Genomic DNA, 12,457 nt, shown 5'->3' on the forward strand with positions numbered 1-12,457 from the left:
TGCAAAGACTGCCCAAAGAGGGAGAACTCAAGGTGAATCAAATCCAGTCGGAATCGTTGCTGTCGTCCGGCACGCTGTAGTCTGCGTCGCTAAGTGAAAAATCGTCACTATTATCCAAGTTGGCTTGCTGGATGGCATCGTCGCCGTAATAGTTGTTGACTACTGTCTGTTCCTGAAGGCCGCTGTGTTCGCCCATTGCTTGCTGGCCCCAGGCGCTGGAGCCGTGATGACCCATTAGACTTTCGATGCCTTGGAACAAAAACGAACCGGCGACGACGCCCGCTGCCGTGGTTGCGACATTACCTAAAAAACTACCGCCACCACCACCGAAGAAGCCGGGCGCTTGCGCGGGAGCGGCGCCGCGCGGCATTTGATAATTACCGGCACCGGGCACCGCTCCGCTATTGTTGGCAGGTTGAGCCCACGGATCGTTCCCCAGGAACCCGCCACGTTGTGGGCTTGCACCGGCTTGCAATTGATTTTGCAACTCGGCGATTTGTGCTTTAGCCGCAGTCAAAGCTTGATCCTGCAACAAGGCGCGTTGCACCAGCAGATAAGCGGCATCGGGTTGTTTGGCCACCGCATCTCTAATCAAGGCTTCGGCCTCGGCGTCTTTTTGGGCGAGCTTTACTTCGTTCAGTTGATTCAGAAACTGGCTGAGCTGGTTGCGTTCCTGTGAATTCATTCAATAACTCCTATCGTGAGATATAACCCGGCTAAACGCCGGCATGGGCAAAGACTGCAAAATCGCTGCAAAGTTTCTTTAACAGTTGGGTGTGGTTTAGGAAGTTTCAATAGTCCGGGTGAAATAGTTGATGGCGTAAATTGCTTCTTTCTAGCAGCAAAGGGCAACGTATTCAATCACTGCCGGTCCTGTTCCAACGGCGCGATAGACTATGCTTCGGCGCCTGGTGCTGCAATTGCTGCTTTATCTTTGGCATTGCAAATTTCGGAATATGGGTTCTCGCACTTTCCGGGAAATGGTCGGGGGTAGGGCATCATAAAACCAAAATTGTAAGGGCAGTGGCTAGGTCGCGGTTAAAGCAGCCAGCCAAAAACAGCATTGCCTGTTAGTCCGGTTAGCGTACAATCCAGAGTGCTTCGCTAGTCGTTTCAAACCCATTTCAGTCGTTAGTTAGTAGCCGGCCGCTAAATCATACGTGATCAGTAACTCGAACAAACAAGCAGCAATTCAAGCGGCACAGCTTCGACAACTGTTTGCAGCAAGCAATGTGTCATTGATCAGCAGTACGCTACTGGCGGCGATTCTGGCTTATATGCAGCGCGACATGATTGCGGCTCATGTGGTGCTCAGTTGGTTGACGCTGATCGTGTTGGTGGCGGTTTCCCGCACTTTGCTGGTCAAGGCTTATCGGTCCGCCGCGCCGGAAGTGGGCGAAAGCACTCTGTTCTGGATGAAAAGGTTTCGGATTGGGGTGCTTGCCGTGGGCTTGGTGTGGGGAGCGGCCGGTTTTCTAATGTTCCCGACCAACAGTTCGCAGCACCAACTCTTTTTGGTTTTCATGCTGGCAGGCTTGTCCGCCGGCGGCGTGGTGGCTTTTTCCGCCGATCTGCTTAGTGCGGTGCTATTTTCTTTGAGCTCGCTGCTGCCCATCATTGTCCGCTTGTTCATGTCCGGCAATGGGTTGTTTGTGGCGATGAGCGTGGCAGGGTTTTTATACCTGTGCTTCATGGTGATCAGCTTGCGTCGTATCAATCGAAGCATCACCGAGAATATTGTCTTGCATCTCGACGCCGCGGAAAGAGAAGAGGCCATGCGTATCAGCGAGCAGCGCTATCGCTTGTTGCTGAAACATTCGCCCATCGGAATTTTTCATTACGACACCGACCTGATCGTCACTTATTGCAACGAACCGTTTGCCGCTATTTTGCAGAATAGCGTCGATAACGTGGTCGGATTGGATATTAAGGGTTTTAACGACGGTTCAATACTTGCCGCTTTGCATCAGGCGTTGAACGGTGAAAAGGTGAGTTATGAAGGCAATTTCAGGCCGGCGCCGGATGCCGCCGGCATAGTGATAGACATGAGCTGCGCGCCGTCCCGCGACGGCGCCGGCAAGATTGTTGGCGGTATTGCGATTATTCGGGACATCAGCGAGCGTAAGCAGGCGGAAGAAATGCTGCGTATCAGCGCCATCGCCTTCGAATCGCAGGCGGCGATGATCGTCACCTCCCCGGACGCGATAATCCTGCGGGTGAATCGAGCTTTTACCGCGCTGACCGGCTACGAAGCGCAAGAAGTAATGGGGCAAACGCCGCAGATGCTCAACTCCGGTCGGCACGACAAGGGATTTTTTACCGCCATGTGGACTTCATTACAGGAAACCGGCCACTGGCAAGGTGAAATCTGGAATCGGCATAAGAATGGCCTGATTGTTGCGCAATGGCTGACCATTGCCGCCGTAGTCGCGCCCGATGGCCGCATTACCCATTACGTCGGTACATTTTCGGATATTACCGAGAACAAGGACGCGGTGGCGGAAATCCACCGATTGGCCTATTACGATCCTTTAACCCATTTGCCTAACCGGCGTTTGCTGCAAGACCGCTTGGGCCAGGAGTTGGTTGCCGGCGCCCGCAACGGCTTGTATGGCGCTATCCTGTTCTTGGACCTGGATAATTTCAAGACGCTTAACGACACGCGCGGCCATGAGGCCGGTGACCAATTATTGATAGAGGTGGCGCGGCGCTTACGTACTAGCGTGCGCGAATGCGACATCGTCGGCCGTCTGGGTGGGGATGAGTTTTTGGTGTTGCTCTCAGATTTGAGCGCCGATGTCGAGCTTGCCGCCATGCAAACCAAGCAAGTCGGCGAAAAATTGCTGGATGCGTTGGCTCATCCTTATGACATAAACGGCTATGAGTTCCATTGTTCGGCCAGTATCGGCATTCGCTTGTACCGTGATCACGAGCTTGCGGAGGAGCTACTCCGGCACGCCGATCTTGCTATGTATCAAGCCAAAATGGCCGGGCGTAATGCTGTGCGTTTCTTCGACCCGAGCATGCAGGCGCTGGCGACTGCTCGCGCCGATTTGGAAAAAGATTTGCGCCTTGCGCTGTCTCAAAATCAGTTCAAGCTGTATTTTCAAGCGCAGATCTACCGAAACCACCAAGTAGTGGGCGCCGAGGCGCTGTTGCGTTGGCAGCATCCGCAACGCGGCTTGGTATCGCCGTTGGAGTTTATTGCCTTGGCGGAAAAAACCAGTTTGATTTTGCCGATTGGCCAATGCGTGTTGGAAGCCGCTTGCACGCAACTGAAGCAGTGGGAGCAGCATGCGCGTTCGCGGCAATTTCGGCTAGCCGTTAATGTCAGTGCGCGCCAGTTTAGAGCGGCGGATTTTGTCGAGCAGGTGCGGCGGACGCTGGATAGCCATGGCGTTAACCCGGACTTGCTGGAACTGGAACTGACCGAAAGTCTGGTCCTTGAGAATATCAACGACACCATCTCTAAAATGCACGCGCTCCGAGAGATGGGCGTGCGCTTTTCGTTGGACGACTTTGGGACCGGATACTCGTCGTTTTCCTATCTGACGCAGTTGCCGTTCGACCAGTTAAAAATAGACCGCTCCTTTGTGCATAACATCGGTATCAAAACCAGCGATGCGGTGATCGTGCAAACCATCATCGGCATGGCCCACAATCTGGAGATAGAAGTCATTGCCGAAGGCGTCGAAACCGAAGCGCAGCGCTTGTTTCTGGAACAGCACGGCTGCCACGCCTGTCAGGGGTTTTTGTTCAGCAAGCCGGTGCCGATAGACGAATTTATGGCCTGGAGTCGGCGTTTGCCCAAGTGCTGACCCAGCCTGTTAATGTAGCCGCTCCGGCTATCAGGCATGCACCTGGCCTTTCGCGGAATTGTTGGTATATTCCTGTTTACTGCCGTTTTTACTAAATTGGGTTTGCCGGGGCTCCGAATGAAATCGTCCGATACACATCCGCACAATTCCCGGCTGGCAGTCCGCGAGGCTTTGAAGGCAGCAAGCAATGACTATCACAACCGGTTAAATCAGCATAGTTTGCTGGTCGGAATCACCCAACCAGACTATTCGCTGGCTAAATACCGAAAGCTGCTGTCCGCTTACTACCATCTCTATCAGGCTTTGGAACAGCGGTTAATTGCCTTTCAGTCTTCTCAAGACTGTCAATTCGACTATTCTCAACGCCTTAAGTTGCCTTGGATTTGCCGCGATCTGGCGTTTTTGGGGATAGACCCGCTTAGGGAATACAACATGGCGCAAAACCTGCCGGCACCGCAGGTAGCCAGCATGGGTGAATATACCGGGGTTTTATACGTGATAGAGGGATCGATGTTGGGTGGACAGCTTATTTCGCGTAGCCTTGAGGCCTACCACGGTTTAAATGGCGAAGCCGGCGCTTGCTTTTTCCGCGGTTATGGTCAGAACACCGGGCCTATGTGGCAAGATTTTCTGCGGTTTGCGGAAAACCTAGCCGGTGACGATGACCAGCGTTCGGCTGCCGAGCACGCGGCCTGCCAAACTTTTCAATTTTTTATTCAAGTACTGGATGATTATGCCTATTCGTAAGTTACACGTTCTCCGCCCGGTCTAATGGATGATATTGATCAACAGGCGTTGCAACAAGCCCTGGAAAAGTGCGCGGCAGAGCCCATTCAACAAATCGGGCAGATTCAGCCGCATGGCGCCTTGTTGGTTTTAAGCGCTGATCGTCCTTACACGGTATTGCAGGCGAGCGCCAATATTAGCGAATTTTTCAGCGAATTGACCGGCGATGTTTACGGTAAACCGCTTCAGGAGTTGGTCGGCGAAAAAATTGCCGGGCAAATCGAGCAAATGTTTCAATCGGCGCAGAGTAAAAACACTGCCGCCGGGAAACTCAGCATTCCCCAGCGCCAGGGCCCTTTTGATCTACAGGCCCATGCTTATTTGAGTGACGGGCTATTTGTGCTGGAACTCGTGCCTGATCACGACGCCGACCAGGAAGGGCGATTGTCCGAATTGCTAATGGAAATGCAGGAATCATTGCTGAGATACGACGCGAATAGCGATTTCTCGCGCTATTTCGATGATGTCGCGCTGTTGGTGCGGCGGATGAGCGGCTACGATAGCGTGATGATCTATCGGTTTGACTCTAATTGGAACGGTCAAGTGATCAGCCAAAATAGCGTGGATCATGCGCCATCCTACCTTGGGTTGCACTTTCCGGCCAGTGACATTCCGCCACAAGCGCGGCGCCTTTACACGAGTAATCTGGTACGCTTGGTTGCCGATATTGATGCCGAGCCGGTGCCCATTTTACCTGGCCTCAATCCCGTAACCGAAAGGCCCTTGGATATGAGTTACTCGGCGTTGCGTTGCCTGTCGCCGATACATATCCAGTATTTGCGCAATATCGGTGTGCAGGGCTCAATGGTGATTTCTTTGCTGCAAAACGGCCGATTGTGGGGATTGATAGCTTGTCATCACTTCACGGCAAAACGTGTGTCGATTGCTCAACGCGAAGCGGTGACGTTTATAAGCCGGATGGTGTCGTCGAAATTATCCTCGATTGAGGCCTTGGAGCAGTACAACTGCGTTGCCAGCGCTAACCATGTGATCGGTGAGTTGCTGAATTATATTTTTACCGATCACGAGCAACGGGTCTTGCAAAGGTTACTACCGCCATTGATGGCGTTGCTGGATGCAACCGGGATATTAGCTGTGGTGGAAGGTAAGCGGCATGTTTACGGCGAGGTGTTGAAACCTGCAGATCTAGGGGCATTATTGCTCTGGCTGGGCAAACAAGCCAGCGGCCAGATATTTAGTTCTGATCATCTTGCCAATGATTTTTTACCGGCAGAAAAATACCAGGAAATAGCCTCAGGGATATTGACCACACCGCTGCCCGGCGATATGCGCAATGTCATAGTTTGGTTCAGACAGGAAAAGCCGCGCACCGTAAGCTGGGCGGGCAAGGCCGAGAAAGGCTTGGTGATGGACAAAAGCGGAAACTACCAACTGACACCGCGTAAGTCATTTGAAATGTGGACGGAATTATGGCGGGGTCGCAGCGAACCTTGGTCGCCTGTACAAATTGATATTGCCCGGATGTTGGCGATGACCTTACCCGAGGGCTTGGCACAAAAAAGCCGGTTGGAGCACGCGCTGAGACAGCAACAGTTATTGGACGCGGAGCTGCGGATTGCCGCTACCGCTTTCGAGTCGCAGGAAGGCATCGTGGTTTTGGACGAGAATCGCTTGATACTGCGGGTAAACCAGGCGTTTACCCGTATTACCGGTTACCTCAGCGAGGAAGTAGTAGGCAAGAATCCGCGGGTATTGGAATTGGATTTGCAGGGTCTGGTCTATTACGAGGAGATGTGGGAAAGGGTCAATAACTCAGGGGTCTGGGAAGGTGAGATTTCTAGTAAACGCAAGGACGGTGCGGTGTTTCCCATGCATTTGGCCGTCAGTACGGTGAAAGACCCGACGGGTTGCATCAAAAATTATGTGGCCACGTTTGTAGATATTACCTCGATTAAAGCCGCTGCCGAGGAAATTGAGCGCTTGGCGTTTTATGACCCGTTGACCGGTTTGCCGAATCGCCGATTACTGCAAGATCGTTTGAAACGAGCGCTGATTGCCAGTGCGCGTAGCGGGCGGGAGGGGGCCATCCTGTTTATCGATTTGGACAATTTCAAGACCTTAAACGACACCCTCGGTCACGACATGGGTGATTTATTGTTGCAATTGGTGGCACAACGTTTGGTGGCTTGCGTGCGCGAAGGCGACACGGTTTCGCGCCTGGGCGGGGACGAATTTGTGGTGATGTTGACGGATCTGAGCGATGAAATGCTGGATGCCGGCGCGCAGACCGAAGTGATAGCGAATAAAATCCTTACTGCCTTGACGCAAACCTACCGGCTTGCCGACCACGAATATCGCAATTCGCCCAGTATCGGCGCGGTGTTATTCAACGACCATGATTCGGACATAGAAAGCTTGCTGAAACAAGCCGATATTGCCATGTACCAGGCCAAAAAAGCCGGGCGGAATACCATACGTTTCTTCGACCCTGCGATGCAGGCCAGTATCAATGCTCGGGTCAAATTGGAGGCGGATTTACACGGTGCTTTAGCGGATAAGCAATTCCAACTGTATTATCAGCCGCAAGTCTCGCAGGGTTTGGATATTATCGGTGCTGAAGTCTTAATCCGTTTTCAACATCCCGAACGCGGCTTGATTTCACCGGCTGAGTTTATACCTTTGGCCGAGGATATTGGTTTGATTGTGCCGATAGGGCGTTGGGTACTGGAAACCGTTTGCCGACAACTGAAGATTTGGGAAAGCAGCACACATACTCAACATTTGCAACTGGCTGCAAATGTCAGTGCGCGGCAGTTTAGGCAAACTGATTTCGTCGACGTGGTGCGGCAAATCATTCGAGAGAGCGATATCAATCCCAATCGCTTGAAGTTGGAGTTAACTGAAAGTCTGGTGCTCGACGATATTGATGAGACCATCCGCAAAATGCATGCGTTAAGGGAAATTGGCGTGCGTTTTTCAATGGATGATTTCGGCACCGGGAATTCCTCGTTATCTAATCTTAGAAAACTGCCTATCGATCAATTGAAGATTGATCAAAGCTTTGTAAGAGATATTTCTGTCGATCCGGACGATACCGTGATCGTCCAAACGATTATTGCCATGGCCAATAATTTGGGGTTGGACGTGATAGCCGAAGGGGTGGAAACCGAAGAGCAACGTAGTTTTCTGGAAAACCATGGCTGCCATACATTTCAAGGCTATCTCTACAGTAAACCCTTACCGTTAGATAGCTTTGAACGCTTGTTACCCTAGGGGGTTATTAACTAGTTGAGGACGGATTTGATAAGAGCCTCCTTAGAGCTTGCTCGATTAGTTTTGGAGCGAGTCCAAGCATCATTCGCAGAGCCCGACCTGGCATATACAGGTCAAAAAATTCCCACGGCAAATACTTATCTGTAGAATCGCGGTTTTTTTGCCAAGCGATCCGGGGAGCAAAAGTCGAATGGGTAGAGCGTATCAAAACCGTAAAGTTTCCATGGCCAAGACGGCTGACGCCAAGGCCAAGGTTTACAGCAAATATGGTCGGGAAATCTATATGGCCGCCAAATCCGGTGGTATCGATCCATCCGGCAACTTGACTTTGCGGGGGTTGATCGATAGAGCCAAAAAAGACCAAGTGCCTACGCATGTCATCGAAAAAGCCATCGATAAAGCCAAGGGCGGCGGCGGGGAAGATTTTGCGCCTGCCCGCTATGAAGGCTTTGGACCTGGCGGTTGTATGGTGATTGTCGATTGCTTGACCGACAATCCGAATCGCACGTTTGGCGATGTACGGCTGTGTTTTACCAAAACCAAATGCAAGATCGGTACGCAAGGTGCTGTCAGCCATATGTTCGATCATTCGGCAATTCTGGCGTTTAAACACAACGACGAGGATGCCGTGTTGGAAGCCCTGCTCAGTGCGGATGTGGATGTGTCCGACATCGAAAACGAGGACGGCAAGTTGACCGTGTTTACCCCTCATGCCGACTACGCGAAAGCCAAGCAGGCCTTGACGGATTTGTTGGGCGAGATCGATTTTGAAGTGGATGAAATTCAGTTTATGCCTAGAAGTGTTACCCCTATCAGCGGCGGCGATGTGGTGATGTTCGAAAAGTTTTTGGATATGTTGAACGACCTGGATGACGTGCAAAATGTTTTCCATGATGCCGAATATTAAGGGCAAAACCGTTCGGTAATTTGAGATATTGCATTCAGGAACCTCAGCGTTCCTGATCCACTAAAGTGCATTGCCATTGCTTGTTTTAGCGTGATAACGCGGCTATTGTTTCTTTTTGTAAAACAAACAATATGTATTAGAGGGCATTGTTGATAAATTATATCTATCTTATAGTGTAAGCGTGTTTATTACGGAGTAACAAAAATGAATGACTTACAAAAAGATATTTTGAACGGTTTGGCTTTTATCACCGGCGTGATCGGTTTTATGTCAGGCGAATTTATTCTTTCATCGGCACTATTTGCTTCAACGACTGTTGCGAGCAACATCAACGCAAATCGGAAAAAGCGCCAGGATTAAGCTGGCTTACTATAGGGCGGTTATATTGGCCTATATCGTTTTAGCAGGGAAATAAGGCATCGGCTTAGGCCGGGTTTTTCCGGAGTCTGCTGTCTCTTCTCGGCTTTATCCTAATCTAGGCGATCAATAAATTTGCATTTGGTCGACAGATTTAAAAATCTATCCGCTCCGGCGCCACCCGCAACACTTCCTCAATGGTGGTAATGCCGGCGGCAACTTTTTCCGCGCCACTTAGTCGCAACGGGCGCATACCTTCTCTGATCGCTTGGCGTTGCAGCAACAGTGTGTCGCAGCCTTCCACGATCAATTTTTGCAGGGTCGGCTGGTTTTCGAAAATTTCGTAGATGCCGATACGGCCGGCAAAGCCGGTATTGCGGCAGGTCTTGCAACCAACAGCTTTATAAATGTGTTTAGGGGTAGCGACTTTAAACGGCGCCACCAATGCCTGCCACTGAGCTTGGTCTACGGTTGTCGCGGTTTTGCATTGCCCACATAGCACCCTTATCAAGCGTTGAGCCATTACCCCCAAAATGGTTTGCTGAATCAGATAGCCTGGCAAGCCAAGATTTAACAAACGTGTCACCGCAGCTGGTGCGCTATTGGTATGGAGGGTGGAAATCACTAAATGTCCGGTCAGCGAAGCTTGCACGGCCATTTCCGCCGTCTCCAAATCGCGAATCTCCCCGACCATAATAATGTCGGGATCTTGCCGAAGTAGGGTGCGAATCCCACTGGCGAAATCCAAGCCGATATTGGCCTGAGTCTGCATTTGATTGAAAGCCGGCTCTATTTGCTCGATGGGGTCTTCCACGGTGCATAGATTGATTTCCGAGGTGGCCAAACGCTTCAGCGTGGAATATAAGGTAGTGGTTTTGCCGGAGCCAGTCGGGCCTGTCACCAGAATAATGCCGTGGGTCTGGCTGGTCATCCGGTTCCAAATCCCCAGCTCCTGTTTATTAAAGCCCAACTGCTCGTAATCGCGCAGCAGCACTTCCGGGTCGAAAATTCGCATCACCAGCTTCTCGCCAAACGCAGTCGGCATGGTGGAAAGCCTTAGTTCTATCTCTTTGTCGTTGCTATTTTGGGTCTTGATCCGGCCGTCTTGCGGCAGGCGTTTCTCGGCGATATTCATCCGGCCTAGAATCTTCAAGCGGCTTAAGACCGCATTCATAATCGGCATCGGTAGTTGATAAACCTTGTGCAGAATGCCGTCGATCCTGAATCGCACATTGCCTTGCTGACGGCGCGGCTCGATGTGAATATCGCTGGCGCGCTGGTCGAAGGCATATTGCAGCAACCAGTTGACCAGATTCACCACATGCTGATTGTTCACGTCCAAATCGGCGCTTTTACTCAGCTCGACCAACTGTTCGAAGTTCTGGCCTTCCGCAGTGCGGCCATCATTGTGGGTTTGCGCGCCTTTCAGCGATTTGGAAAAGTTATAAAACTCGTCCAGATAGCGTTTGATCTCGTCCGGATTGGCAAACACGCAGCGAATCTTGCCGTGGTGCATCTTCGCCAGGTCGAGTTGCCAGGCACGGATGAAGGGTTCGGCGGTGGCTACCACGATTTCATCGGCGTCGATCTTGATCGGCAAAATATTATAATTGCCGGCGTAAGCCTTGCTGAACAAGGCAGTGACCGTAGGTACGTCGATTTTTAGCGGGTCGAAATAGTAATAAGGCATAGCCAGCTTTTTCGCCAGCCATTGGGTCAAGTCTTCTTGCGTCAACGGCGTGCCGAGCTGGCTTTGGTCGGCGAGTTCGCACTCTGCTAAGACCTTTAACGGATGCTTGTTGAGATTGATTTTGGCGGCTGCGTATTGCCGGCATTTTTCGACATCCTTGGCGGATAACATGCCGTCTTCTTCCAGCCACTTCACGATCTGGTTGATGTCCAGCTTTCTGTCTTCGGATTTGTGTTCTTCCCGCATACGCCTGGTTTGCTATGATATAAAGGTTTAGTCTAGCCAAATATGCAGGACGCTGTGTAGATTTAAAGCTTGGCGGTGGAATTTTCAGGCAGAGCATGGAACACTGCAAAAAGGCAAAGTGAGACGACGACAAGAGCTATAATAGCGAATCGATTCTTTAATATGGAGTGGTTTAAGTCTTAACCCTACAATTAAAGCTTCCAGAAACAAACTACTTTCAGGATTTTTAAGCGATGTTTACCCAATTGCATCCAGGCAAGAACCGGGCACTTTTGATAGAAGTGTGTTTATTGACCAGTGCACTGCTGCTGCCCGGATGCGCGAGTACGGAAAAGCGTGACGAGCTTTCCGTTAATGAAGCGGGCCATGCTGATCCGTACGAGGGATTTAACCGGTCCATGTACGGTTTTAATATGACACTGGACAAATATTTTTTTAAGCCGGTTTCCGATGGTTATAAATTTATTACACCTGATTTCATGGAAACTGGCGTCAATAATTTCTTCACCAACTTGAAGGGTATTAACGTGGTGCTCAACGATGTCCTTCAGGGTAAATTCCAACAGAGCGCTTCGGACGCCGGACGCTTTTTAACCAATACCACCATCGGCGTGGGTGGATTAATAGACGTCGCCAGCGAAGTCGGTTTAAAAAACAATGTTGAAGATTTTGGGCAAACTTTGGCCGTGTGGGGAGTCGGGCAAGGTGCGTATTTGGTGCTGCCGGTTTTTGGGCCCACCACTATCCGCGATGGCGGCGCGGGCATCCTCGATAGAGCCGCCAACCCAGGTACCTACGTGCCGGGTACCGGTATTCTCGAGGGGATTAATGATCGGGCAAATGCCGAAGGGGCGTTGAACTTTATCAATGAGGCTGCTTTAGACCCTTATGTGTTTACTCGGGAATCCTTCCTGCAATATCGGCGCAATTTGGTCAATGACGGAAAAAGCGACAGCGCGAACTATGATCTCGATATTGATCCCACCGTTGACGCTGCGTCTGAACCCAAGCCCGGCAGCTCGGAAGTTCTCAAGCCATCGCTAGACACCACAAACAAGACTGAACAGAGTGGGTCGCCGTCCACTCAGTCTGCTGTCGGCGCTACTGCTGATACCAAGGCCTTTGACAACATGCTGCAATCGTTTGAGGAAGCTTCAAACAAGCTCGATAAACTGAGTAAGCACAGACGTAGAAGGTGAGATAAAGACCTGGATAAGGCCCGCTACGCGGTCTTATCCAGGTAAGCTCTTTTGACTGTTTAGTTAACGTATTGGAGAGGGCCTTTTTTCCAGGATGTACTAAGGATTCCGCCAAAAATAACTTCCTGAAATTAGTTGGTTTGAGGAATAGCCCGATAGTTCCAGCGCGGTAGATGTTCGTCGAAAACGATCCGCATGTTTTCAATGAAATCTGCAGCGC

At 50.9% G+C, this 12,457-nt stretch carries 8 protein-coding genes; 6 read left to right on the forward strand and 2 right to left on the reverse strand.

Annotated features, from left to right (window positions below; translation table 11 throughout):
* Window positions 1-37: 37 nt before the first annotated feature.
* Entirely contained in the window at window positions 38-685 is a 648-nt protein-coding gene (locus QLH52_RS19040) for a DUF2076 domain-containing protein (protein WP_319962600.1), read from the reverse strand.
* 547 nt (window positions 686-1,232) lie between these two features.
* Between QLH52_RS19040 and QLH52_RS19045 the strand changes: the two genes are divergently transcribed.
* From QLH52_RS19045 to QLH52_RS19065, 5 genes are all read left to right on the forward strand, one after another.
* The gene (locus QLH52_RS19045; protein ID WP_319962601.1) at window positions 1,233-3,818 is read left to right on the forward strand and encodes an EAL domain-containing protein; all 2,586 of its coding nucleotides are present in this window, start codon (window positions 1,233-1,235) and stop codon (window positions 3,816-3,818) included.
* A 117-nt stretch (window positions 3,819-3,935) separates the two neighbouring features.
* Window positions 3,936-4,565, forward strand: coding sequence for a biliverdin-producing heme oxygenase (locus tag QLH52_RS19050; protein WP_165786408.1), 630 nt, complete (start codon window positions 3,936-3,938; stop codon window positions 4,563-4,565).
* Between the two features lie 24 nt (window positions 4,566-4,589).
* Window positions 4,590-7,838 carry a bifunctional diguanylate cyclase/phosphodiesterase gene (locus tag QLH52_RS19055; RefSeq protein WP_205450704.1) on the forward strand — a complete coding sequence of 1,083 codons (3,249 nt, stop codon included), beginning with the start codon at window positions 4,590-4,592 and terminating at the stop codon, window positions 7,836-7,838.
* Window positions 7,839-8,028: 190 nt separating this feature from the next.
* Entirely contained in the window at window positions 8,029-8,745 is a 717-nt protein-coding gene (locus QLH52_RS19060; RefSeq protein WP_319962602.1) for a YebC/PmpR family DNA-binding transcriptional regulator, read from the forward strand.
* Window positions 8,746-8,949: 204 nt separating this feature from the next.
* The gene (locus QLH52_RS19065; RefSeq protein ID WP_165786410.1) at window positions 8,950-9,105 is read left to right on the forward strand and encodes a hypothetical protein; all 156 of its coding nucleotides are present in this window, start codon (window positions 8,950-8,952) and stop codon (window positions 9,103-9,105) included.
* A gap of 151 nt (window positions 9,106-9,256) precedes the next feature.
* On the opposite strand, the gene tfpB is transcribed toward QLH52_RS19065, so the two are convergent.
* Window positions 9,257-11,038: a type IV pilus assembly ATPase TfpB gene (gene tfpB / locus QLH52_RS19070; protein WP_319962603.1), complete on the reverse strand. Its 1,782-nt coding sequence runs from the start codon at window positions 11,036-11,038 to the stop codon at window positions 9,257-9,259.
* A 233-nt stretch (window positions 11,039-11,271) separates the two neighbouring features.
* Here tfpB and QLH52_RS19075 point away from each other — a divergent pair, with 233 nt between their 5' ends.
* Window positions 11,272-12,237 (forward strand): MlaA family lipoprotein, encoded by a 966-nt coding sequence (locus QLH52_RS19075; RefSeq protein ID WP_319962604.1) that lies wholly within the window; start codon window positions 11,272-11,274, stop codon window positions 12,235-12,237.
* Window positions 12,238-12,457 lie beyond the last annotated feature (220 nt).

It is taken from the genome of Methylomonas defluvii (genome assembly GCF_033949435.1).
In the GTDB taxonomy this organism is placed as follows: Bacteria; Pseudomonadota; Gammaproteobacteria; order Methylococcales; family Methylomonadaceae; genus Methylomonas; species Methylomonas defluvii.